Source organism: Arthrobacter sp. MYb229 (assembly GCF_002975405.1).
GTDB lineage: Bacteria > Actinomycetota > Actinomycetes > Actinomycetales > Micrococcaceae > Glutamicibacter.
Genome location: NZ_PCPS01000009.1, coordinates 52,037 through 72,893 on the forward strand (window position 1 = coordinate 52,037; position 20,857 = coordinate 72,893).

Annotated in this window: 20 protein-coding genes; 11 read left to right on the top strand and 9 right to left on the bottom strand. The window is 61.3% G+C overall.

What is annotated here, in order from left to right; genetic code table 11:
- Positions 1-227 precede the first annotated feature (227 nt).
- The 4 genes from CQ019_RS17105 (at position 228) to manA (ending at position 4,911) form a co-directional block, all read left to right on the top strand.
- On the top strand, positions 228-1,388 hold the full coding sequence (locus CQ019_RS17105; protein WP_105570241.1) for a 5-(carboxyamino)imidazole ribonucleotide synthase: 1,161 nt from the start codon (positions 228-230) through the stop codon (positions 1,386-1,388).
- Between the two features lie 55 nt (positions 1,389-1,443).
- Positions 1,444-1,977, top strand: a complete 534-nt coding sequence (gene purE / locus CQ019_RS17110) for a 5-(carboxyamino)imidazole ribonucleotide mutase (RefSeq protein ID WP_096287691.1) — start codon at positions 1,444-1,446, stop codon at positions 1,975-1,977.
- A 113-nt stretch (positions 1,978-2,090) separates the two neighbouring features.
- The gene (locus CQ019_RS17115) at positions 2,091-3,617 is read left to right on the top strand and encodes an LCP family protein (RefSeq protein WP_258134083.1); all 1,527 of its coding nucleotides are present in this window, start codon (positions 2,091-2,093) and stop codon (positions 3,615-3,617) included.
- A gap of 85 nt (positions 3,618-3,702) precedes the next feature.
- Positions 3,703-4,911 carry a mannose-6-phosphate isomerase, class I gene (manA, locus tag CQ019_RS17120; RefSeq protein ID WP_181148604.1) on the top strand — a complete coding sequence of 403 codons (1,209 nt, stop codon included), beginning with the start codon at positions 3,703-3,705 and terminating at the stop codon, positions 4,909-4,911.
- 77 nt (positions 4,912-4,988) lie between these two features.
- On the opposite strand, the gene glpX is transcribed toward manA, so the two are convergent.
- Positions 4,989-6,023, bottom strand: a complete 1,035-nt coding sequence (gene glpX, locus CQ019_RS17125) for a class II fructose-bisphosphatase (protein WP_096287697.1) — start codon at positions 6,021-6,023, stop codon at positions 4,989-4,991.
- Between the two features lie 154 nt (positions 6,024-6,177).
- Between glpX and CQ019_RS17130 the strand changes: the two genes are divergently transcribed.
- The 3 genes from CQ019_RS17130 (at position 6,178) to CQ019_RS17140 (ending at position 9,071) form a co-directional block, all read left to right on the top strand.
- Positions 6,178-6,825, top strand: coding sequence for a DUF4245 domain-containing protein (locus CQ019_RS17130; RefSeq protein ID WP_105570244.1), 648 nt, complete (start codon positions 6,178-6,180; stop codon positions 6,823-6,825).
- A gap of 63 nt (positions 6,826-6,888) precedes the next feature.
- Positions 6,889-7,518: a carbonic anhydrase gene (locus tag CQ019_RS17135; RefSeq protein ID WP_096287701.1), complete on the top strand. Its 630-nt coding sequence runs from the start codon at positions 6,889-6,891 to the stop codon at positions 7,516-7,518.
- A gap of 140 nt (positions 7,519-7,658) precedes the next feature.
- Positions 7,659-9,071, top strand: coding sequence for a class II fumarate hydratase (locus CQ019_RS17140; RefSeq protein WP_105570255.1), 1,413 nt, complete (start codon positions 7,659-7,661; stop codon positions 9,069-9,071).
- Between the two features lie 99 nt (positions 9,072-9,170).
- Here the strand turns inward: CQ019_RS17140 and CQ019_RS17145 are convergent, their stop codons facing one another.
- Positions 9,171-9,737, bottom strand: a complete 567-nt coding sequence (locus CQ019_RS17145) for a GNAT family N-acetyltransferase (RefSeq protein ID WP_105570245.1) — start codon at positions 9,735-9,737, stop codon at positions 9,171-9,173.
- A 113-nt stretch (positions 9,738-9,850) separates the two neighbouring features.
- Between CQ019_RS17145 and CQ019_RS17150 the strand changes: the two genes are divergently transcribed.
- Both CQ019_RS17150 and CQ019_RS17155 read left to right on the top strand, forming a co-directional pair.
- Positions 9,851-10,510, top strand: a complete 660-nt coding sequence (locus tag CQ019_RS17150) for a TetR/AcrR family transcriptional regulator (protein WP_258134082.1) — start codon at positions 9,851-9,853, stop codon at positions 10,508-10,510.
- Between the two features lie 49 nt (positions 10,511-10,559).
- Positions 10,560-12,257 (top strand): MDR family MFS transporter, encoded by a 1,698-nt coding sequence (locus CQ019_RS17155; RefSeq protein WP_105570247.1) that lies wholly within the window; start codon positions 10,560-10,562, stop codon positions 12,255-12,257.
- 172 nt (positions 12,258-12,429) lie between these two features.
- On the opposite strand, the gene CQ019_RS17160 is transcribed toward CQ019_RS17155, so the two are convergent.
- Together CQ019_RS17160 and CQ019_RS17165 are read right to left on the bottom strand one after the other, a co-directional pair.
- On the bottom strand, positions 12,430-12,897 hold the full coding sequence (locus tag CQ019_RS17160; RefSeq protein ID WP_096287711.1) for an NUDIX domain-containing protein: 468 nt from the start codon (positions 12,895-12,897) through the stop codon (positions 12,430-12,432).
- Between the two features lie 4 nt (positions 12,898-12,901).
- On the bottom strand, positions 12,902-13,396 hold the full coding sequence (locus tag CQ019_RS17165) for a prepilin peptidase (protein WP_176484236.1): 495 nt from the start codon (positions 13,394-13,396) through the stop codon (positions 12,902-12,904).
- Between the two features lie 84 nt (positions 13,397-13,480).
- Between CQ019_RS17165 and CQ019_RS17170 the strand changes: the two genes are divergently transcribed.
- On the top strand, positions 13,481-14,275 hold the full coding sequence (locus CQ019_RS17170; protein WP_096287715.1) for a hypothetical protein: 795 nt from the start codon (positions 13,481-13,483) through the stop codon (positions 14,273-14,275).
- On the opposite strand, the gene CQ019_RS17175 is transcribed toward CQ019_RS17170, so the two are convergent.
- The 5 genes from CQ019_RS17175 to mca form a co-directional block, all read right to left on the bottom strand.
- The gene (locus CQ019_RS17175) at positions 14,272-15,585 is read right to left on the bottom strand and encodes a PhoH family protein (RefSeq protein ID WP_105570248.1); all 1,314 of its coding nucleotides are present in this window, start codon (positions 15,583-15,585) and stop codon (positions 14,272-14,274) included. The two genes, CQ019_RS17170 and CQ019_RS17175, sit on opposite strands and share 4 nt — an antisense overlap.
- A gap of 257 nt (positions 15,586-15,842) precedes the next feature.
- Positions 15,843-16,604 carry an isoprenyl transferase gene (locus CQ019_RS17180; RefSeq protein ID WP_096287719.1) on the bottom strand — a complete coding sequence of 254 codons (762 nt, stop codon included), beginning with the start codon at positions 16,602-16,604 and terminating at the stop codon, positions 15,843-15,845.
- Between the two features lie 98 nt (positions 16,605-16,702).
- Positions 16,703-18,811 carry a thioredoxin domain-containing protein gene (locus tag CQ019_RS17185; protein WP_181148605.1) on the bottom strand — a complete coding sequence of 703 codons (2,109 nt, stop codon included), beginning with the start codon at positions 18,809-18,811 and terminating at the stop codon, positions 16,703-16,705.
- 182 nt (positions 18,812-18,993) lie between these two features.
- Positions 18,994-19,275, bottom strand: coding sequence for a hypothetical protein (locus CQ019_RS17190; protein ID WP_096287723.1), 282 nt, complete (start codon positions 19,273-19,275; stop codon positions 18,994-18,996).
- Positions 19,276-19,318: 43 nt separating this feature from the next.
- Positions 19,319-20,185: a mycothiol conjugate amidase Mca gene (mca, locus tag CQ019_RS17195; RefSeq protein WP_096287807.1), complete on the bottom strand. Its 867-nt coding sequence runs from the start codon at positions 20,183-20,185 to the stop codon at positions 19,319-19,321.
- Positions 20,186-20,393: 208 nt separating this feature from the next.
- Here mca and CQ019_RS17200 point away from each other — a divergent pair, with 208 nt between their 5' ends.
- The gene (locus CQ019_RS17200) at positions 20,394-20,813 is read left to right on the top strand and encodes a DUF4307 domain-containing protein (RefSeq protein ID WP_096287725.1); all 420 of its coding nucleotides are present in this window, start codon (positions 20,394-20,396) and stop codon (positions 20,811-20,813) included.
- Positions 20,814-20,857: the final 44 nt, after the last annotated feature.

Sequence of the window (20,857 nt, forward strand, 5' to 3'; positions counted from 1 at the left end):
TTTCGTCGCTCTTGCTGACCCAATTTCGAATCAGCAAGACCTAGAGATCGTCAGAATCCCGGGAAGTGCAGTTCCCTCGGTTATCGGTTTAGTGTTGCCCCGAATACGCAATGGCATGAGGGCACATCTGCCTATTTTATCCGCATTTCCTGACAATTCCCCGGATTTGGTGAGTAATCAGTCACCGCGAGGACGGGAAGCCAGAACTATTTCGATAACCTAGAGGGGTGAGCTTCCCTAAAATTGGTGTGATTGGCGGCGGGCAACTAGCCCGAATGATGGCCCCAGAGGCCCTGAACCTCGGATTTGAACTGCATGTTCTCGCCGAAGGCCCGGACGTATCGGCGGCACGTTGCGTGCCCGATGCGCCCATTGGCGACTACAAGGACTTGGCGACCCTGCGCGCCTTCGCCCAGGGTAAAGACGTGGTGACCTTCGACCACGAGCATGTTCCCAATGAGTTCCTCACCACACTCATTAATGAGGGGATCAATGTCCAGCCCCGCCCAGAGGCCCTGATCCACGCGCAAGACAAGCTGGTGATGCGTGCTGCGATTGAGAAGCTCGGACTTCCAAACCCGGCGTGGGCCAAAGTGGAAAACGTAGCCGAGCTGATTGCCTTCGGTGAGCAGACCGGGTGGCCGATCGTGCTCAAAACCCCTCGCGGCGGCTACGACGGCAAGGGCGTACGCATGTTGGAGAACGCCGAACAGGCGCGTGAAGCCGAAGCCTGGTTCGCCAACGGCGCCCTGCTGGCCGAAGACAAGGTGGATTTCACCCGTGAGCTCTCGGCCATGGTCGCGCGCACTCCTTCCGGCGAGCGGAAAGCCTGGCCGGTAGTCCACACCATCCAGGTTGACGGCGTCTGCGACGAAGTGATTGCACCGGCCCAAGACATCTCGGCGGAAACCGCGGCTACCGCCTCAAACGCTGCCATGCGCATCGCCGAAGAGTTTGGCGTCACCGGCGTCATGGCAGCTGAGCTTTTCGAAACTCCGGGACAGGGTGCCGGTTTCGTCATCAACGAACTTGCCATGCGCCCGCATAACACCGGGCACTGGACCATGAACGGTTCGGTCACCAGCCAGTTCGAGCAGCACCTTCGTGCAGTCTTGGACTTGCCGCTGGGTGAAACCCGCGAACTTGGGTTGACCGTGATGAAGAATTTCCTCGGCGGAGCCAACCAGGATCTGTTCTCCGCATTCCAGGCCGCATTGGCCGCCGCGCCGGATGTCAAGGTACACGCCTACGGAAAATCGGTGCGTCCCGGACGCAAGATCGGACACGTTAATGTGGTGGCCGAGGATGGCCAACGCGTAGAAGAACTACGTGAACGCGCCGACCGGGTCGCGAGCTTAATCCGTGATGGCATCACCCCGACCGCCTAGGCTTTCAGCAAGGCTCGCTCATTTTGGGCCACGATCTTCAAGGACATAGATTCTAATGACTGAAACAGCACCACTTGTCGGACTCGTCATGGGTTCGGACTCCGACTGGCCGGTTATGCGGCTGGCCGCCGAGGCGCTTACCGAATTCGGTATCCCCTTCGAAGCTGACGTCGTTTCGGCGCACCGTATGCCCACCGAAATGATCGAGTACGGCCAGCGCGCCCACACCCGTGGCCTGCGCGTGATTATCGCCGGCGCCGGTGGCGCCGCGCATCTGCCGGGCATGCTCGCCTCGGTGACGCCGCTTCCGGTGGTGGGTGTTCCGGTACCATTAGCCAAGCTCGATGGAATGGATTCCCTCTTGTCGATCGTGCAGATGCCTGCCGGCGTGCCAGTGGCTACCGTCTCCATTGGCGGTGCCCGCAATGCCGGCCTGTTAGCTGTGCGTATGCTGGCATCGGGAACCGACGAGCTCGCCAAGTCGTTACAGGTTAAGTTGCTAGCCTTCGCAGATTCGCTGCGCGATTCTGCGTATGCCAAGGGCGCCGCGTTGCGTGCCGAGGTAGCAAACGAGAACTTCTCTTCCTAAGGAAAGTCACAAAGTACATGGGTTCTGCCAGCCACCGCGCTCCAAGTCCGCTCAGGAACCCGGAGACGATTTCGTCTCCGGCCCGGAGCAAACGCGCCCTAATACTGGTCGTCTTGACCATTATTTTCCCGGGTAGCGCTCAGCTGATTGCGGGTAACCGCAAGCTGGGACGCATCGCGGTCACGATCACCATGCTCTGCTGGGCCGCGCTCATTGGGCTCGCAGTCATCTACTTCATTGACCGTTCGATCATCCTGGGTTGGGTTGCGCACCCGAACTTCCAGTTGTTCTTGATCATCGTGCTTTCGGTGCTGGCCGTCGGCTGGCTGATCATGTTCCTGAATACACTGTTCATCATCCGGCCCCGAATGCTGGCACCGGGAATGCGCGCAATCGTCTCCATTTTCACGTTGGCTGCGGTCATCGCGACCAGCGGCATCTTCGTCTATGGTGCCTCGATCCTGAACACCGGACGCGAGACCATCGTCAAGGTCTTCGATGCGGGTCCTGCTTTTGACCCGGTGGATGGCCGCTACAACATCGCGGTTTTCGGCGCCGATTCCGGCTCGAACCGAGATGGCGTGCGTACCGACTCCATCGCGCTGCTTTCGGTGGATGCCAAAACCGGCAAGTCACTGATGATCTCGGTGCCGCGTAACTTCCAGAATGCCCGCTTCGCCGAGGGTTCGCCCATGGCTGAGGTCTACCCCGACGGGTACAGCTGCGGGGACGAGTGCCTGTTCAATGCGATCTACCGCGACGCGGTAGATAACCACGCGGATCGATTCCCGGATTCGGTGAAGAACGTCGGTGCGCAGGCCGCCATGGATGCCTTGACCGGGACCACCGGGCTCGAGGTCCAGGGCTATGTCATGGTCGACATGGCCGGCTTCGAAAACTTCGTTGACGCCCTCGGTGGAGTCACCATCGACTCTGGCGGCTGGGTCCCCTACAACGGCAAGAAGTGGGAAGGCTCGCTGGTCAATACCCATTGGTTCGCCCCGGGCGAGCAAACCTTCAACGGCAAGGACGCGCTCTGGTTCGCTCGTTCGCGTGACTTCACCGATGACTACCACCGCATCAAGCGGCAGCAGTGCCTGCAGCAGGCAATCATCAAGCAGTTCACCCCGCAGACCATTCTGAGCAACTTCAGCAGCATCATGCAGGCAGGCGAGCAGCTGGTCGAGACGAACATTCCCGCCAGCCAGCTCAGCTCCTTCGTGTCGGTGGCTGACAAGGTATCGGGCACGCCGTTCAGCCGCTTGACCCTGGGCGCGCCGGACTTCGAGCGTTCGTTCTCCACCTATCCTGACTTCGGCAAGATCGATGATCGCATCACCAAGATCATTGAAAAGCAGAACGCTCCGGAGAAGCCCAAGGAATCGAAGGAATCCAAGGAGCCTGCCAAGTCCAAGGACACCACCGAGGCCGGAGGTTCGGCCGAACCATCCGAAAGCGCCGAGGAAGAATCCACCAGCATCAACGACGCTCCGAAGCTGTCCAACGGTGAACAAGAAACCTTCACGCAGCGCGACGGCAGCCCGATCGACGAGCAGTATCTGGTGGAACTTGAGATGATCGGCCAAACGACCCGCCTGGCGCAGATCGCTGCAAACAACGACGAATGCTCGGTGCCTTAATCAGCATTCAAGGTTTCGCCCACGGTTAAGACCCCCCGACCGTTTTGAAACCACTATCGTTTGTGAAAATTGAAGGGTGCAAAACGTGTTTGAGTTGAAAAATTCCATTCGGGACTATCACTGGGGTTCGAAGCAGGATATTACCGAGTTGCTGGGTCAGCCGGCACGGCTCAGCCCACAGGCCGAGCTGTGGCTCGGCGCCCACCCCGGATGCCCGAGCGTGCTCGTCGACTCCGGCCGGCCACTGCACGAGGCAATTGCGGCCGATCCGGTGAATATGCTCGGCGAGCAGGTCAATGAACGCTATGGCCGTCTGCCCTTCTTGTTCAAGGTGCTCTCCGCCGCTCAGCCCCTATCGATCCAGGTGCACCCGACCCTGGAGCAGGCGCGGGAACGTTTCGCCAAGGAAGATGCCGCCGGTGTCCCCCGTGATGCGGCAGAACGCAACTACAAGGACGACAATCACAAGCCCGAGATGCTCTATGCGCTCACCGATTTCGTGGCGCTCTCCGGATTTCGCGTGCCCGAGGAGATCATCGCGGATTTGCGCCTCTTCCTGCCCCGGCTATCCACCACGGAGACGGCCCTCACCGAAAACCTGATTGCGGCTTTGCAGTCCCCCGACCCGCTGGCACGGGCGCTGAATCTCGTGCTCACCTCGGGCACCGGTATCAGCGATCTGGTGCTCACGCTCTGCGGGACCATTACCGCGGACCCGGTCCTGCAGGAAAATGTGCAGTTCGCCGAGCTGGTGCGGATCAACGAGATCTATCCTGCGGACGCCGGGGTCCTCGTCGCCTTGCTGCTGAATCTGGTGTTCTTGAAGCCTGGCGAAGCGATTAGCCTCGGTGCCGGAAACGTCCACGCCTACCTGCGCGGGCTTGGCATCGAGGTGATGGCCAACTCGGACAACGTGCTGCGCGGCGGGCTGACCAGCAAGCATATCGATGTTCCGGAACTGCTCGAGGTGACCATCGCCGAGCCCTCCGCGGCACCGCTCTTGCAGGGCACTGCGGTTTCGGAGCACTCCCAGCTCTTCCAGCCGGCCTTCGACGAATTCCAGCTCCAGGTGGTGGACACCGCGGCGCCGCAGATTCGCACCGAGCTGCAATTGCACGGTGCCGCGCTGGTGCTGTGCACGGCAGGCGAGTTCAGCCTGGAAACCTCATCCCAGACCCTCCAGGTCTCCCGTGGCGGGTCGGTGTTCATTGCCGCCCATGAATTGCCGGTGACCGCGGTATCCGCGTCCCCGGGCGCGGCCACGCTCTTTGCCGCCAGCGCACAGGGCAAATAGCGCCAACTAGCCCATAAACGAGTCGAGCCGCAGATCGCCCTTTCGGGAAATCTGCGGCTCGACTCGTTTAATGATTTTTAGCGGGTGTAGGCTTCCCACTTGTCCTGCTGGTGCTCACCATCGACGAAACGGATGGTGCCGGACTTGGCACGCGTCACGATCGACTGGGTGTGGATGCGCCCGTTCTTGTAGCGGACGCCGCGCAGCAGGTCGCCATCGGTGATGCCGGTGGCTGCGAAGTAGCAGTTATCGCTGGTAACCAGGTCGTTGGTGGTCAACACGCGGCCCAGCTCGTGGCCCGCGTCGATGGCCTTCTGCTTCTCATCGTCATCGGTTGGCCACAAGCGGCCCTGGATCACGCCGCCCATGGCCTTGATGGCGCATGCGGTGACGATGCCCTCTGGAGTGCCGCCGATACCCATCAGCGCGTCCACGCCGGTGCCCTCGCGAGTGGCCGCGATGGCGCCGGCGACGTCGCCGTCCATCAGCAGCTTGGTGCGGGCGCCAGCGGCACGGATCTCCTCGATCAGCCCGGCATGACGTGGGCGGTCGAGCAGGGTCACGGTGATCTGGCTGATCTTCTTGCCCTTGGCCTTGGCGATCAGGTGCAGATTCTGCTTCACCGGCAAACGCAGGTCAACGAGGTCCGCGGCTTCCGGGCCGGTCACCAGCTTCTCCATGTAGAACACTGCCGAAGGGTCGAACATCGAGCCTCGGTCGGCCACGGCCAGCACAGACAGGGCGTTGTTCAGGCCCAGGGCGGTCAGGCGAGTGCCGTCGATCGGGTCTACCGCGACGTCGCATTCGGCTCCCGAGCCGTTGCCGACCTGTTCACCGTTGAAAAGCATCGGAGCTTCATCTTTTTCGCCTTCGCCGATGACTACCACGCCGTTGAAATTCACGGAGGAGAGCAGGCCGCGCATGGCGTCCACTGCGGCGCCGTCGGCTGCGTTCTTGTCACCGAAGCCAACCCAAGGGGATGAAGCAATGGCTGCCGCTTCCGTGGCACGCACCAGCTCCAAGGCAAGGTTGCGGTCCGGCTCCGAGTCGGTTACCGACAGTCGGGGAGAAAGGTGGGCATAATTGTTGTTTTCGGTCACGAAAGATCCCATCACTGAGTCGTAGTCATTGCGCCTATGCAAACAACTCCATCATATCCCCATCGATTTTCAGCATGTAATTCATGTCGTGCGCGCCGGAGCGCAGACAACGTGTGTTTGGGCACCTCGGTTCGATTTGCACAGGAACATCGGGGAGAATGGACTCGTGCAGCCAGAGAACACTCCCCAGAATGACGCCCAGACCGGCGCGCAGCCGGTCCGCCGCGACCTGAACGACCCCAAAGCAACCTTTGAGGATCTTCCGTTCACCCCGGTACTCACCGAGAAGCAGTCGAAGCGCGCCAACCAGACATTCAAGGGCATGGTCCTGTCCATTGGCTTCACCGTCGCGGTGCTCATTCCGTTGCTGCTGCTGAACCCTGGCACCAAGGAAGAAAATTTCCAGCACGCGGTTGATCTGCAAAAGGTGGCTAGCGACGCTTCCGGCATTGCAGAATTCGAGGTATTCGCCCCGCAGGTTTCCGGCGAGGATTACGCGAATTTCGCCCGCTGGAAGAGCAACCAGGTGCAGGACATCTCTTACTGGGAGTTCGGACTGGTGATGAGCGAAACGAACTTTGTCTACGTTCGCCAGACTGCCGACGCGAATCCCACATGGATTGCGCTGGTCACCGATAATGCTGCCCCCACCGACGAACGCATCGTCGACGGCTCGAAGTGGGAGGTCCGAGTTAAGGACGAGACCACCTACATGATTTCGGAACGCGAAGAGTCCACGCTGATCGTCTCCAGCGACACCGGCGAAGAAGAAATTATGGCAATTGTGCAGGCGGCCGAGGCGCAGATCTCGTAATTTTCGCTTCACCGTGGACATCAGTGCGACCTAACTCTGGACCTCAAGCGTAGAATTTCAGTTATGGATTCTGAACACAGCCAGACACCGTTGACCCCTCAAGAAGCTTGGAAAAAGCTCACCGAAGGCAACAGTCGATTCATCCAAGGCGCCACAGAGCACCCCAACCAGGACGGTGCTCGACGTCAGTCCCTCGTGACGGGACAAGAACCTTTCGCCGTCATTTTCGGTTGCTCCGACTCCCGCCTTGCTGCGGAGATCATTTTTGATGTGGGACTGGGCGACGTCTTCGTGGTGCGCACCGCCGGCCACGTGCTGGACCCGGCAAGCCTCGGCTCGCTGGAATTCGCCGTGGACATCCTCAACATCCCGCTGATCGTGATTCTCGGACATGACAGCTGCGGTGCCGTGACCAGCGCGATCAAGGCCAAGGAATCGGGCATTATGCCCAAGGGCTTCGTGCGCGACCTGGTCGAACACATCATCCCTTCGGTCTTCGCCGCCGAAAGCGCCAACATTACCGATGTCAACGGCACCGTCGTCGAGCACGTCAAGCAGACCACCGCCAGGTTGGTTGATCTGTCGAGCATCATCGAAACCGCAATTGCCGAAGGACGTACCGCAGTGGCCGGCGTTGCCTACAAGCTAGCCGAAGGCGAAGCGCAGCTGGTCTCCAATATGGGCCTGAAATAATCGAAGTGACCCGCGGATTTTCCGCGGGTCACTGCATTTAATCCCGAGCTTATTCCCGGTTTTCGTTAACCTCACTGATGACTGTGATCTTTGAGGCAGATCCCTGTTCCGGCACTCGTTCCAGGCGTATGGTGAGCCTCATGAGCAACAGCGAAGAATTCCGAATTGAACATGACACCATGGGCGAGGTCCGAGTCCCGGCCCAGGCCCTGTACCGTGCCCAGACCCAGCGTGCTGTAGAGAACTTCCCGATCTCGGGCAAGACGCTGGAGTCTGCCCACATCAAGGCGCTCGCGCAGGTCAAGAAGGCCGCCGCACGCGCCAATGAAGCCTTGCAGGTGCTGGACACCGAACGCGCAAACGCCATCGTAGCGGCCGCTGACCAGGTGGCCACCGGAAAATTTGATGCGCACTTCCCGATCGACGTCTTCCAGACCGGTTCCGGCACCAGCTCGAATATGAATACCAACGAGGTCCTGGCCGAATTGGCGACACGTGCGCTGAAGGAGTCGGGAAGCGAAACGGAAGTCCACCCGAACGACCACGTCAACGCCTCGCAGTCTTCCAATGACGTCTTCCCCACTTCGGTGCACGTAGCGGCCACCAACGCGCTACTCAACGACCTGCTCCCGGCCCTGGCAACGCTTGCCACTTCGCTGGAGGCAAAGAAGTCCGAGTTCAAGGACGTGGTGAAGTCCGGGCGCACCCACCTGATGGACGCCACCCCGGTCACCCTGGGCCAGGAATTCGGCGGATACGCGGCACAGATCCGCTACGGCATCGAACGCGTCGAGGCTGCCCTGCCGCGCGTGGCCGAGGTCCCGCTAGGCGGCACCGCGGTGGGGACCGGCATCAACACCCCGGACGGCTTCCCGCAGCGCGTCCTGGAATTCCTGCGTGAAGATACCGGCCTGCCGATCACCGAGGCGCGCAACCACTTCGAGGCCCAAGCGAACCGCGATGGCCTGGTCGAGGGTTCCGCCGCATTGCGCACCATCGCGATCTCGATCATCAAGATCGCCAACGACCTGCGTTGGATGGGTTCGGGCCCGAACACCGGCTTGGGCGAGATCGCGATTCCTGATCTGCAGCCCGGCTCCTCGATCATGCCCGGGAAGGTCAACCCGGTGATCTCCGAGGCAGCCATTCAGGTTGCAGCCCAGGTCATCGGCAATGACACCGCGATCGCTTGGGCCGGCACCAACGGCGCCTTCGAGCTCAACGTCGGCATCCCGGTGATGGCTTCGAACCTGCTTGAATCCATTCGCTTGCTGGCCAACGTCTCGACGGTGATGGCCGAGAAGATGATCGATGGGATTACCGCGAATGTGGAACGTGCGCGTTTCCTCGCCGAGGCTTCCCCCTCGATCGTGACTCCGCTGAACAAGCTCATCGGCTACGAAAATGCTGCGAAGATCGCCAAGAAAGCGGTCGCCGAGGGCCTGACGGTCCGCGAAGCAACCGTTGCGCTGGGTTTTGTGGAGCGTGGCGAAGTCACCGAAGCACAGCTTGATGAGTTGCTGGATGTTTCCACGATGACGGGCAAATACTAGGAGCGAAGGCCAACCCCTTCGTGGCGCTCCAGGTCCTGACGCGGGCGGCCACCGGAGATTCCCGGTGGCCGCCCGCGTGCATTCGCCGGGGCAGTGAGCTTAGAGCTTGATCCAATAACGGCGTTGCGGCTCCTGAAGCCCGAACGGTTCGGCGATCTCGGCTACCGGGCAGACACGTTCCAGCACCCCGCCGCAGGCCTCGATGGTTCGTGCCGAAGCGATATTCGAGTCGGCACAGGTAAGCAGCACTTCTTCGAGGCCACGTTGGCGAGAAATCTCGAGCATTTCGGCGAGCGCCCGCTTGGCCAGGCCGGCTCCGCGTGCACTGGGGCGCAGCCCGTAGCCGATATGCCCTCCGACCTGTTTGAGGGATTCGTTGATTAATGCGTGGCGCAGGCTGACCGCACCGAGGTATTCGCCCTCGCGTTCCAGCCAGAGAGTGCTCTGGTTGACGAAGCCTTGCGGCGGGAGGATTGAGTCGTCGCTGAGGTCCTTGAGCAGTCGTACCCAGCTGGCAAAATCCTCGGGCTTCTCCAACTCCCACCCGAACCTTTCGGCAAAGAATACCGAGGCTCCCTGCTGGTCCTCGCCATTCCATTCCCGGTTGCTCGCGAGCCATGATTCGTGAAGATGCGTGCTCGGTTCGAGCAGCTGTAGCAAAGTCATAGGGCCGATCCTAGTAGTTTCTGGCCGTCCCCCGCCATTGTCGGCAGGTGCCGTCCTGTGTTCCCGATTACTTAAGTTGCACTGTGTGCATCATGAGTGCAAAACTGCATCTTGTGAATAAAAGTGCAACGAACGATTCCGAACCGGCTGCGGCACCTGCCGGGCTCAGCGCACGCATGCAAAAAACGCGCCTTTCGATCACCCAGCACGCACGTGAGCTCACCGCCGAATACGGCTTTGCCGGATTCACCGTGGATCAGCTCTGCGCGGCGGTGGGCATTTCGCGCCGCACCTTTTTCAACTACTTCGCCACAAAGATCGACGCGGTCTTCGGGCACGTTGATGACGGGGTGCCGCACGGCGCAATGGATCGGTTCATGGCCGCCCGGCCGGCAGGAATCACCGGGATCTCCCCCACCCTGCAGGCGGATCTCGTCGCACTGATCATCGAACAGCTGAACCGCGACGAACAGGCTATCCGCAGCACCCAGGGATTCTTCGCAGCCGTGCATCGCGAACCCGAATTGCTCGAACGCATGATGCAGGTGGGCCCCGAGCGGCAAGCCGAATTCATGAAGCTCATCGCCCAGCGCGAAGGCGTCGAGGCGGACCATCCGGGTCTCGCGCTGCTTGTTCATTCATTGCAGTTCGCCACGTTCAAAGCCATCGACCGTTTCCTCGAATCCGAGCGCGAACGAAGCCTGGCCGAAGAATTCCTCACAGTCATCGAGCTGGCTCGGGAATTGTACTGCCAGCCCTTAACGCGTTCCTAGACGGACGCCAGAACCACCAGCCACCCATAAATCTCGCAAGGACCCACGCATGTCAACGACCACCGAGTCCCGGAAAACCCCGGAACCGGCGCCGCTGCTCCTGACGCAACGGCGTATCTGGATCATCTTCTCCGCGCTGATCGCCGGAATGATGCTCTCCTCCCTCGACCAGACCATTGTTTCCACCGCCATGCCAACCATCGTGGGGCAGCTCGGCGGCGTCGAGCACCAGGCCTGGATCACCACCGCCTACCTGCTGGCCACCACCATCGTGATGCCGATCTACGGCAAATTCGGTGACGTGCTCGGCCGGCGCAACCTGTTTTTGATCGCCATCGCGCTGTTCACCCTGGCCTCGGTGGGTGCCGCGTTTGCCGGCACCTTCTGGATGTTCGTCTTCTTCCGCGCCATGCAGGGCCTGGGCGGCGGCGGGCTGATGATCCTCTCGCAGGCCATCATCGCGGATATCGTCCCGGCCTCCGAGCGCGGCAAGTACATGGGCCCGCTGGGCGCCATCTTCGGCATCTCGGCCGTCGCAGGTCCCCTGCTTGGTGGATTCTTCGTAGATCACCTGACCTGGCAGTGGGCCTTCTACATCAACATCCCAATCGGGATCGCCGCGTTCCTGATCGCCTGGTTCGCGCTGACCATCCCGAACAAGAAATCCACCAAGAAGATCGACGTCTTGGGCGTGCTGCTGCTCTCGGCCGCCACCACCTGCCTGATCTTCTTCACCGACTTCGGCGGCTCGAAGAACCATGGCTGGGCAGCCCTGGAAACCTGGGGTTGGGGCCTTGGCATGCTGGCAGCCGCCGTGCTGTTCGTGGTCGTCGAAGCCCGTGCGGAAGACCCGATCATTCCGCTCTCGCTGTTCAAGAACCGGATCTTCATCAACGCCACCGCCATCGGATTCACCCTGGGCCTGGGCATGTTCGCGGCGATTGCCTTCGTTCCGACCTTCCTGCAGATGTCCTCTGGCACCTCCGCCGCGGTCTCGGGGCTGCTCATGGTCCCGATGATGATCGGCATGATGGGTACCAGCATCTTCTCGGGTATCGCAATCACGAAGTCCGGCAGGTACAAGGGCTACCCGATCGCCGGTGCCCTGGTCACCGCGCTGGCGATGCTCGCGTTCACCTCGCTGAGCGCCAGCACCCCGTTGTGGCTGATCTGCGTGTACCTGTTCGTCTTCGGCGCGGGCCTTGGCCTGATCATGCAGGTTGTTGTGCTTGTGGTGCAGAATGCGGTGGACCCGATAATGGTCGGCACCGCCACGTCGACGAACAACTACTTCCGCGAGGTCGGTGCCTCGTTGGGCGTGGCGATCTTCGGTGCCATGTTCACCAACCGACTCTCCGAGAAGCTCACCGAGGTGTTCACCGCTTCCGGGGCAAGCGCCACGGACGCCGGCAATGCGACCGCGACTCTGGATCCGCAGACCCTGGCCAAGCTGCCGGAGCAAATGCGCGATGGGATCGTGACCGCCTATGCCGATTCGCTGGCCCCGGTGTTCTGGTACCTGATCCCGTTCATCCTCATCGCCTTCGTCTTGGCCTTGCTGCTCAAGCAGGTTCCGCTCTCGGACACCGCTGGCATGGTGGCACGTGGCGAGGCGATTGGTGGCGAGGAAGCCAAGCTACTTGAAGATGCAGAACGACAAGCAAGGTTGGTGAATCAGCCTCCGCAAGGTGAGTCGGAGCAGGATGCAGCTACCGCCCCGAAAAGCGACGAACGCCCTAGGGTGTAGCTAGCCTCGTGCTAGGCGCCGCCCCGCACCTGCGATTCCTTTCCCCAGCCTGCTGGGAGATGAGGAATCGCTCGTGCGGGGCGTTGTCGTTTTCCAAAGTCTTCTTGTTTACCAAGCGAAGGGCAGGCAAACGACTTATGCGCTTCCGGGGAATCGCAAACTACACCTTGCTCTAGGCGGCGAAATACCCTCCGGGGCGCGGATTCAGCGCCCAGTCGATGGCCCGCTCGTGCAGCGGCGGCAGCCGCGGGCGGTCATCGAGTTCGAAGTAGCCGACTTCCACGTTTTCATCATCATTTATTTCCGCAGTGCCGCCCAGATGCCTCGCCCGGAAGACCACATCAAGATACTGGGCGTGGTCCCCGTTCGGATAGGTCGCCGGCGCGGTGACACCGATGCCCAGCAGGTGGGTCAGCTCGCAGTCGATGCCGGTCTCTTCGTGGACCTCGCGCACCGCGGTGTGCGAGGCTTCTTCGCCGGGATCGATAATTCCTGCCGGCAGGGTCCACAGCCCGTTATCTGCCCGGCGAACCAGCAAGACCTTAGTTCCGTCCAGCACGACGACCTTCACCCCGCTGAGCCAGAGCATGTCATGGCCGATATGGGTACGCAGTTCGGTGATGAATTCCGGAGTTGCCATGGGCCTATCGTGTCATAAGCAGGGCCAGGGCCGCACCGAGGATCATGAACGGGCCGAAGGCCACCGCCGACTTGGCAGTGAGCTTCCGCGCGATAATTCCCGCCAGCACCACCAGGCTGGCGAGCACAAAGGCAAATACGCTGCCCACGAATAACGCGGGCAGCGAGAAGTAGCCGAGGTTCAAGCCGAGCACCGCGGCCAACTTCACGTCGCCCATGCCCATTGACCCGCGCGAGACCAGCGCGAGCACCAAGTAGGCCCCGCCCAGAATGACGGCGCCGAGCAGCGCCCAGAGCAAAGGCATGTAGGCTGCCCGCACCGCGCTGAGCCCCAGCAAGAGCAGCGCACTGGCCGCGGCCCAACGCAGCAGCCAGCGGTTCGGCAACCGGTGGCTTTTCACATCGGCCACCGCCAGCGACACCCCGAAGCCCAGAAAGCAGGCGCAGAACAGCATGAGCAGCAACGCCGCACCCACCGATTCCTGCCAAATACCGATCATGGTTAGAGCATAAGCGGGCAGGGACTTGGACTCTAGTGGTGCTTGTGGGGTTGTGAATAACTTGAGCGCTTCTACACTTGAATTATGACCCAGCCAGCAGCACCGCAGTTGTTCCCCGAACATCCGGCACCCGATTCCGCGGCGCGCCGGCGCTTCCGTGCACTGGCCCGCTCGGCTCCCTGGCTGAGCACCTCGCTGCGGCTGGAACTCGATGTCCCGCCGGCCTTCGCCCAGCACTCGCTATCGGGCACGCTGGGCATGATCCTGCGCGGCCGTGAGGCTATCGCCATCAGCGACGAATCCGATACCTTGCGCTACCAGCGCGAATTGTTCACCGCGGACCGGGGCCGCGACTACGTGGCCGCGACCGAGTCCTCCTGGAAGCTTCCGGCCTCGCTCACCTATCCGGTCTACACCAATGACCACCTGATCGCCCGGCGGCCGGACATCGACGGCTACCAGGACCTCTTGCCCTTGGATTTCTTGGCGAGCATGCTCGACCCCTTTGAGCTGGCCGGTACCGAGCCGGCATCATTGGACCTCGCCTTCGAACATCCCACATACATCCACGAGCTGGCTCCCACACGCAGCGAGCACGGTCGCGCGCAACTCTCCGCGGTGCTCACCGCAGGCCACAGCTACCAGCCCAGTAGCGACTCATTTACCTTGGTCCCAGCCGGAACTGCTGCGCTGCTTGTCTTGGATTTGGATACCGGAATCTGCGTCGAGCGCCGGCTGCTGGATGGGAGCGAACCGCCGCTGCGCATCGCGGTGCTGGCGAAGAACGAGTACTACATCGACTCGCTGTTCACCGTAGCCACACCCACCATGACTGATGTGCGCGCACACATCCCGTGGACGGTGCGCGCACAGCGCTAGACCAGCGGCCCCTCGAGCATCTCGGTGACCAGCGCCGCGATCGCCGAGCGCTCCGAACGCATCAGCGTCACGTGCCCGAAGAGCGCATGCCCCTTGAGCTGCTCGACCACCGCGGCGACACCGTCATGGCGTCCCACGTGAAGGTTGTCGCGCTGGGCCACGTCGTGGGTGAGCACCACCTTCGAGTTCTGTCCGATACGCGAGAGCACCGTAAGCAGCACGTTGCGCTCCAAGGACTGCGCCTCGTCCACGATCACAAAGGAGTCATGCAGCGAACGCCCGCGGATGTGGGTCAGCGGCAAGACTTCGAGCATCCCCCGCTCGAGAACCTCGTCGATCACGTTCTTGGACACGATGGAGCCCAGGGTATCGAAGACCGCCTGAGCCCACGGTCCCATCTTCTCTCCCTCGGAGCCCGGCAGATAGCCAAGTTCCTGGCCGCCCACCGCATAGAGCGGTCGAAACACGGTGATCTTGCGGTGTTCCCGGCGTTCGAGCACCGCTTCCATCCCCGCGCACAAGGCCAGCGCGGACTTGCCGGTGCCTGCGCTGCCGCCCATCGAAACGATTCCGACATTCGGATCCATCAACAAATCCAGGGCGATGCGTTGTTCGGCGCTGCGCCCATGCAGCCCGAAGGCCTGCTGGTCCCCGCGCACCAGCTTGACCGTGTCGGCCGAGACCTTGCGGGCCAGCGCGCTGCCGCGCGGCGAGGTAATCACGTAGCCGGTGTTCACCGGAGAATCTTTCGCCTCGGGAAGATCGGTGAGCCGCTCGGTGTCGTAGAGCCTTGCCATCTTCGATTCATCGAGCTCCAGTGATTCCACCCCGCTCCATTCCGAGGAAGCGATCAGCTCGTTGCGGTACACCTCGGCGTGGATGCCGATGGCCGAAGCCTTGATGCGCATCGGCAGGTCCTTGGTCACCAAGGCCACGTCCTGGCCTTGGTCGAGCAGGTGCTTGGCTACCGCCAGGATGCGGGTGTCGTTGTCTCCCGAGCGCATCCCCAAGGGAAGCACCTCAGAGGCGATGTTATTCAGCTCGATGCGCAAGGTACCTCCGGCATCGGAAACCGGAACCGCATCCGCCAAGCCGCCATGGCTGGCGATCAGTTCGTCGAGCAGGCGCAACGCTTGGCGGGCAAAAAAGCCCAGGTCAGGGTCCTTGCGCTTGTGTTCCAGCTCGGTAATGACTGTCAACGGGATCACCACATGGTGTTCCTCGAAGTGGAACATCGCTTTCGGGTCCGACAGCAACACCGAGGTGTCGATGACGTAAGTTCGGACAACCGAGTCGGTAGTTCGGGTCATAGCAGCGCACCCATTCTCGAATCCGGCGTGGGGGAATCTCCCCACGCTTCAGTGGGAAGTTCCGCCACCGGATGCCGAGGGTGACCCACGAATTGCTCCGGGGAAACGCCGCATCTGGTCATCTAGTGAGGAACCTTTCGGTCAGCCGGGACTGTGTCATCCCGCCATATTCTCACCATAGACCGCAAAGGGCTCCAGTAGGTTAAGCGCAAGTATCATTTTTTTGAACGCTAGATACTTGGCATTTCACTGGGCTATTAAGCGCCGAACCGGCGCTGGCGGTCTGCGAAGTCGCGTAGCGCGCGGAGGAAATCGACGCGCCTGAAGTCCGGCCACAACGCTTCGCAGAAATAAAACTCGGAGTAGGCACTCTGCCAGGTCAAGAATCCGCTGAGCCGTTGTTCACCGCTGGTGCGTATCACCAGGTCGGGATCCGGCTGCCCCTTGGTGTACAGGTATGACTCCAGCTCATCGATGCATAGCGACTCGCTTACCGATTCCAGCGAACGTCCGTGCTCCGCTGCATCGTGCAGCAATGACTTGATCGCGTCGATAATTTCCCGCCGGCCTCCATAGCCGATAGCGACATTCACGTGCACCCCGGTGCGGTGTGCCGTGATCGTTTCCAGGGCCGATAGCTTCGTGGCAAGTTCTTCGGGCAACAGATCCAGCGCACCGACTTGCTGCACCTTGACCTGGTTGGTCTCCCCCAGCCGATCCAGGGTGTTGCCGATGACCTTGAGCAGGTCGCGCAGTTCGCTGGGTTCGCGGTTCAGATTGTCGGTGGAGAGCATGTAGAGGGTGACGACCTTGATTCCCAGGTCCTCGCACCATTCAAGGAATTCAAGGATCTTGTCTGCTCCGGCCTGATGGCCGGCAAGGGTCGGGCTTCCGGCAAGCTTTGCCCACCGGCGATTACCGTCAACCATCACCCCAATGTGGTGCGGAAGCTTGTCACTGGGCAACGACTTCGCTAGGCGCCGTTCGTAGAAACGGTACACCAGAGAGGGAAATCGCACCTGGTTCCTCGCTTTCGCACACAATCAAAGAATTCTTCTAACTAAATCTATCGTGTTTCGCCGCGTGCCCGGTGCATCCAACCGGGCCGGCTCAAGGGTTATTGACCACGCAGCATCCGCAAGAATGCGTCTACTCCGGTCACCGGAAGGTTGCACAATTGGAGCCTGCAGGGCTGGATTTGCAGGCTCTGCACGTCCTTGGACGCTTCGCCGGCGCTCCTGGCTTCGATCCCCAGTCCCCTGCAAAGCGCCCGTAATCTCACGCGTTCCGCGTTGCTGCCTCCGGTGAAATTCACATAATGCACCGTCGCGTCGAGCACCGCTTGCACCTCTAGCGCGGTTGCCACCTGGGTGGGCGCTTCGCCGGCGAGCGCCGAAGCGTGCGCGCTGAGCTTGCCTGCCTGCTCAAGCCGGTCGGCGCCCAGCGCATCGAAGCTCCCGTCCGCCATGCTCTGCAGCGCCTGGCGCGCCATGGCCTTGGCGTAGAGCGCCCCGGCGGCGGGGATGGCATCATCGAGTACCGTGACCGGTGCGATATTTGCGCGCTGCTTGCTCAGCCGTGCATCTAGGCTGACGGTATCTCTTGGGATCCCGGTTTCGGGATCGAGGAAGCTCGCAGCACGCTCAAGCAGCACCCCGGCGCGCTCTTGCCATGTGGCACGCTTTGGGCTTTGGCCCAGCGCCAGAAACCCCAGGGCGAGGGCAGCATAGTCCTGCAAGGTCCCCTCGTTGCCGGCCGCCGGCTGACCGGCGAAGCTGACTCGGGCAAGGGTCCTAGTCTGCGCGTCCCAGTGAACCTCCCAGAGCGTGGTCGCCACCTGCTCGGCAAGTTCTCCGAGCCACGGGTCGGCGAGCAGTTCGCCCGCCTCCGCGAGGGCCTCGATCGCCAGCCCGTTCCATCCGGCAATGATTTTCTCATCTCGCCCCGGACGTTCGCGAGCGGCCCGCAGGATGCGCAGCTGCTCCTTGAAGGCCTCCCAGATCTCGACCTGGTCGTTTGCCGGCGCCTCGGTCAACGACAGGTGGAAGTAGCCGGGATCTTCGGCCACCGCCGCGAGCCGCACCAGACCCGCAGGCAGTTCCACTCCCGCCCGGCGCAGCGCCTCGGCGCATTCTTCCCGGGTGAAGGTGTAGGCCGCACCCTCGACACTTTTTCCGGCACGCATTGAATCCGCATCCAACGAGGCGGCCAACGCACGATGCGCTTCGCCTTCCGCTCCGGTCAGCAGCTCGGCGGACAAGAATTGCGCGGTATCCAGCGCCGCCTGCCGGGACAGCTGCGCAAGCTGAGCTGCACGTACCGACTCCGCGGTGTCCTGTGCCGCCAACTCTTCGGCAAAGACCGCGGTGCGCGCACACAGGGAGAGCAAACCCGCATTGTCGTAGAGCATTTTTTCAAAGTGCGGGACCGCCCAGTGCTCATCCACGCAGTAGCGGGCGAACCCGCCAGCCAGATGATCGCGCAGACCGCCAAGCAGCATCGCCTCGATGGTAGTCGCCAGCGCATTGAACCCTTCAGCGCTGCGCTCGGGGTTCAGCATCACCGTGCGCCACAGGGTTTTTAGCGCCCAGCTCGGTGGGAACTTGGGCGCCGGGGTGAATCCACCTTCGGGTTTGGTCGCGGTAATCCAATGCGTGCTCGCGACCGCAAGCGCCTCGGCTACCGGAGAGGTGCTCGGCAGGGTCAATAATGCCCCTTGCCGGGAGCCAAGTTCGGCCAGATGGTTGGCGAGCATATCGGCCTGTTCTTCCAGCCCTTCGCGGCGTTCCTCCCAGGCCTGATGCACCGCGTCGAGCAGCTGGGTGAAGGATGGAATCTTCCCCCGGGGTTCGCGGGGGTAGTAGGTGCCGGCGTGGAATGCCCTCCCGTCGGGCAGGGTGAAGATCGTCATGGGCCAGCCGCCGGAACCCGTCAAGGCTTGAGTGGCCATCATATAGGTGTCATCCACCAACGGGTGTTCCTCGCGGTCCACCTTGATCGCGACAAATCGGTCATTCAATTTTCCAGCAATCCCAGGGTCATCAAAGGATTCGTGGCTCATCACGTGGCACCAGTGGCAGGCCGCATAGCCGATGGAGAGCATTACCGGAACATCCCGCAGCCGGGCCTGCTCAAAAGCCTCATCACCGTAGGGCCACCAGTCAACGAGCTGGTGCGAGTGCTGACGCAGGTAGGCAGAGGAGCTTGTGGCGATTCGTTGTCCCATAGCGCCATTCTGCCCCATGAGGATTAGAGCTCACCTGCAAACGTGGCCAAAGGCAAAATCGGTTTGCTAGGCCACACTGCGTTCCCGCATGTCCCGCCCGATCAGAAACGGAAAGCCTCGTGCCGGGCGCACCAAAAATTTGGCGCACACGGCACGAGGCCTTGATCCAACTGCCGTGAAGCTTAGCTGTCCTCGGAAGTTTTCGGATCTACCGGATCGGTAGATTCTTGGCGTGGCTGGTTCTCGCCCTTGAGCATCAGCTCATTCTGCTTAGCCTCGGCTTCCGAGGCGTAGCGCACGCGGCGTACACGGCGCACCATGTCGCGAATGAGGAAGATTACTGCCAGTGCCAGAAACGCGGTGAACACGAACCCGAGGAACCCCGGGCCATAACTGTTCTCGTCCAAGTTTTCGTTCTGCACTTTAGTGCTCGCAACCAGCATGGTCGCGTAGATCGCATTCACGGTGTGGGGACAACTCTTTTCTGGGACTGGTTGGTACTTAGCTCTATCTTAGTCCGGCAAACAGATCTGTTTCGGGCAACTCGGTGGCAACCTTCGAGGAGATCAGCGTGTAGTCCTCCCACGGCCATGACTCGGCATAGATGTGCTCGGGGACCGCGAAGAAGAAACCTTCCGGGTCAATCTGGGTTCGGTGCGCTAGCAACGCCTGATCGCGCAGTGTGAAGTAGTCTGCGCAGTGCACCTGGGTGGTGGTCGTATGTGGCGAAACCCACTTGAACATTTCGTTCTCTTCGTCGTTTTCCCACATGGCAACACGTTCGGTGTACGGAGATTCGTAGCCAGCTTCCAGCATTGCGTAGTGCAAGGTGCGGAAGCGGTCAGAGGAGAACGCACGGTCGAAGTAGAGCTTGTCCACTTCCCAGGGTTCGCCGAGCTCGGGGTACATCTCAGGGTTTCCGGCTTGTTCGAACGCGAAGGTGGCGACCTTGTGGCTTTGGATGTGGTCCGGGTGCGGGTATCCGCCATTCTCGTCGTAGGTGGTAATCACGTGCGGACGGAATTCGCGGATCAGCTTGATGACACCAGCTGCCGCGATTTCCACCGGCTGCAGTGCGAACGCGCCGAAAGGCAGTTCCGGCAACGGCTCGCCCTCGGGCAGGCCCGAGTCGACGTATCCTAGCCAGCGGTGTTTGACCCCGAGTACCGCGGCGGCTTCAGCCATCTCCGTGCGGCGCACGCCGGGCAGGTCACGATGCGCGTGGGCCAGTTCCCCGACCGCAGCGTTGAGAATGTCACCGCGTTCACCGCCGGTGCAGCTGACGACCATGACCTCGGCGCCGGCTTCAACATAGGCGGCCATGGTGGCAGCCCCCTTTGAAGACTCGTCGTCCGGGTGGGCATGAATTGCCATGAGACGCAGCCCCTGGGACGGCGCTAACTTCTTCACGTCGTGAATCTCCACGTAAAATCTTCCTTCTGCACTGTGAACAGGCCGGTATGCCGTCATGGCATACCATCAATGACAACTCTCACGTAGACCCGAGTTATTCCCTGAACCGCCTGCCGGTAGACTAAGAGATACCTCATAGATAGCGGCAGAGAGTGGTACAGGGTAAGCGATGTCTGATCCAAGCTTAACGGCTCGATACAACAACCCCAAGAAACGCCCGCTGTCCAAGCGCACCCGCTTCCTGCTCATCGGTGGCGCGCTGACCGTCGGCGTCGCCGGTGCGGCGTATATCGGATTCGCAAACTTCAGTGCCATAACCGCGCAGGACATCGAGTTTTCGGTTGCCTCGCCAGCTCAGGCGACCGCGGTGATCGAGGTCGAATACAATTCCAAGCACCGTGTGCAGTGCGATGTGAGAGCGCTGAACGAGTCCAAGGCTACCGTTGGCTTTACCAGCATCGCACTTGAATCCGCCGATCCGGGTCAGCTGACTACCCAGCGCATCACGGTGCCGCTGCGTACCGATAACCTGGCCGTCACCGCTGGGGTAGAGGCTTGCTACAAGGTCCCGAACGATTTCTCCGAGTAACAATTAGCTCGTTCTTCTTCCCTCAGAGCTGAATCTATTGGGAT

Bases quoted from the DNA above. Each gene is read 5' to 3' on its own strand.
- CQ019_RS17200 (WP_096287725.1), top strand. From the start codon at position 20,394: ATGTCTGATCCAAGCTTAACGGCTCGATACAACAACCCCAAGAAACGC.
- purE (WP_096287691.1), top strand. From the start codon at position 1,444: ATGACTGAAACAGCACCACTTGTCGGACTCGTCATGGGTTCGGACTCC.
- mca (WP_096287807.1), bottom strand. From the start codon at position 20,185: ATGGCAATTCATGCCCACCCGGACGACGAGTCTTCAAAGGGGGCTGCC.
- CQ019_RS17160 (WP_096287711.1), bottom strand. From the start codon at position 12,897: ATGGCAACTCCGGAATTCATCACCGAACTGCGTACCCATATCGGCCAT.
- CQ019_RS17155 (WP_105570247.1), top strand. From the start codon at position 10,560: ATGTCAACGACCACCGAGTCCCGGAAAACCCCGGAACCGGCGCCGCTG.
- glpX (WP_096287697.1), bottom strand. From the start codon at position 6,023: ATGGGATCTTTCGTGACCGAAAACAACAATTATGCCCACCTTTCTCCC.
- CQ019_RS17140 (WP_105570255.1), top strand. From the start codon at position 7,659: ATGAGCAACAGCGAAGAATTCCGAATTGAACATGACACCATGGGCGAG.
- CQ019_RS17170 (WP_096287715.1), top strand. From the start codon at position 13,481: ATGACCCAGCCAGCAGCACCGCAGTTGTTCCCCGAACATCCGGCACCC.
- CQ019_RS17165 (WP_176484236.1), bottom strand. From the start codon at position 13,396: ATGATCGGTATTTGGCAGGAATCGGTGGGTGCGGCGTTGCTGCTCATG.
- CQ019_RS17145 (WP_105570245.1), bottom strand. From the start codon at position 9,737: ATGACTTTGCTACAGCTGCTCGAACCGAGCACGCATCTTCACGAATCA.
- CQ019_RS17135 (WP_096287701.1), top strand. From the start codon at position 6,889: ATGGATTCTGAACACAGCCAGACACCGTTGACCCCTCAAGAAGCTTGG.
- CQ019_RS17185 (WP_181148605.1), bottom strand. From the start codon at position 18,811: ATGGGACAACGAATCGCCACAAGCTCCTCTGCCTACCTGCGTCAGCAC.
- CQ019_RS17175 (WP_105570248.1), bottom strand. From the start codon at position 15,585: ATGACCCGAACTACCGACTCGGTTGTCCGAACTTACGTCATCGACACC.